This window comes from Vibrio sp. Vb0667, from assembly GCF_033391095.1.
The window spans coordinates 1-1,731 of the sequence record NZ_JAWPOL010000109.1; the positions used below are offsets into that span (position 1 = coordinate 1).

Here is a 1,731-nt window from a genome sequence, read left to right on the forward strand (position 1 = left end):
GTACCAGTTGTTTTGATACGCTTTAGATGCAAACAGCGCGTTTGCTTTTGCTCGGTCAATAACGGATTCATCGACCTCTAGCGGTTTCATCGTTTGGCTTTCAAAGTCGTATTCCATGGTCGACACTTTTTCGCCAGGAGAAAGTACAACTAAGTTATCTCGGGTTAAGTAACCGAAGTTTTTGTCGTACTGCATCATTGCGCGTTCATCTTCGCGAGCCAGTGGCTTAGTTAAGTCACGGCCAATCATCGGTGTTTTTGCGTCCACACCAATAAGAGACAGCAGCGTTGGCGGCATATCAATGTTGTTGGCGATGCGGTCATCTTTACGTGGTTGAATGTCTTTACCAATGATCAAAGCAGGGATGTGGAAGTGCTTAACAGGAACAAGGTTTGCACCAAATACACGAGCATCGTGGTCCGCAATTACGATGAAAATCGTGTCATCCCAGTATGATGATTTTTTCGCTTTGTCGAAGAACGTTCCCAAAGCGTAATCTGAGTATTTCACCGCGTTGTTACGCGTCATGTGCTCAGAATCGTATTGTTCGATTTTACCTTCTGGGTACTCATAAGGACTGTGGTTGCTTGATGTGAACACAAGGCTGAAGAAAGGTTTGTCGCCTTTTGAAAGGCGCTCAAACTCTTCATCTGCTTTATTGTAAAGATCTTCGTCACTCACGCCCCAAGAGCCAACAAAGCCTGGGTTCGTATAGTTTTTCTCTTCAACAATTTGGTCGAAGCCATTGCCGAAGAAGAAGGTCTTCATGTTATCGAAGTTTGCTTCACCGCCGTAAATGAACTGTGTGTGGTAGCCTTGTTCTTTCAGCAAATCAGCAATAGTAAAGAAACCCGTTTGGCTTTTACTCAGTTTAACAACCGCGCGAGAAGGCGATGGCGGGAAGCCTGTTGTTACCGCTTCGATACCACGAACTGAACGAGTGCCCGTTGCGTACATTTGTGTAAACTGCCAGCCTTCTTGCATCAGTTCATCAAGGTTTGGTGTAAGAGGCAGACCACCCAAAGAGCCCACAAACTGTGCGCCCAAGCTCTCTTGTAACAAGATAACCAAGTTTTTACGCTTGCCTTGGTACGTCGCTGGGTTGCTGTTCATGGTTGGTAGCAATGTAGGATCAAAGTCGACCTTCGTTGATGAAGCGCGAACGAGATCCAACATTTTTTGATTGTCCATCTTGCCGTAGAACTGCTCTGCGCTCTTTTCTGACTTCATATTGTTGACAGCAAATAGCAATGAGTAAGACGAATTCAGTGCTAAGTCGTTAAGCAGTGGATCGTTCGAAAACGCCACCATAGCAGGGTTGAGCGGACGGTGACCCAAAGACGAACGAGCGCCTGCAACACAAAGAAGCACAACGAAAATCGCCAAAAGAGGGCGCCATTTCCAATTGATTTGTTGCGCGCTATCGGTCAGTTTTTTGCTCCATTTCCAGCCTAAAACTAGCGTCAAAGCGGTGCCGATTGCACCAATAAACAGTTCTAGTTTGTAGCCAGTCCAAAGCATGCTCATCACTTCTTTCGGGTAGATGAGGTATTCAACAAACAGGCGGTTCGGACGCAGGTCATATTCTTGAATGAATGGCGCCGTTGCCAGCTCCATGTACACAAGAATCCATAGCCCTGCGACCATCCAAAGGCGCAATACCCATTTCCAGCATTCTCCGACCTTGCCTTTTAGTGGCATGAAAGAAGAAAGCAGAGCAGGGAGGATGAA

General features: G+C 46.4%; 1 protein-coding gene. It reads right to left on the reverse strand.

Translation table 11 applies throughout. From position 1 onward, the window contains the following. On the reverse strand, positions 1 to 1,731 hold a 1,731-nt coding region (locus R8269_RS23785; protein WP_318222723.1), incomplete at both ends, for an LTA synthase family protein.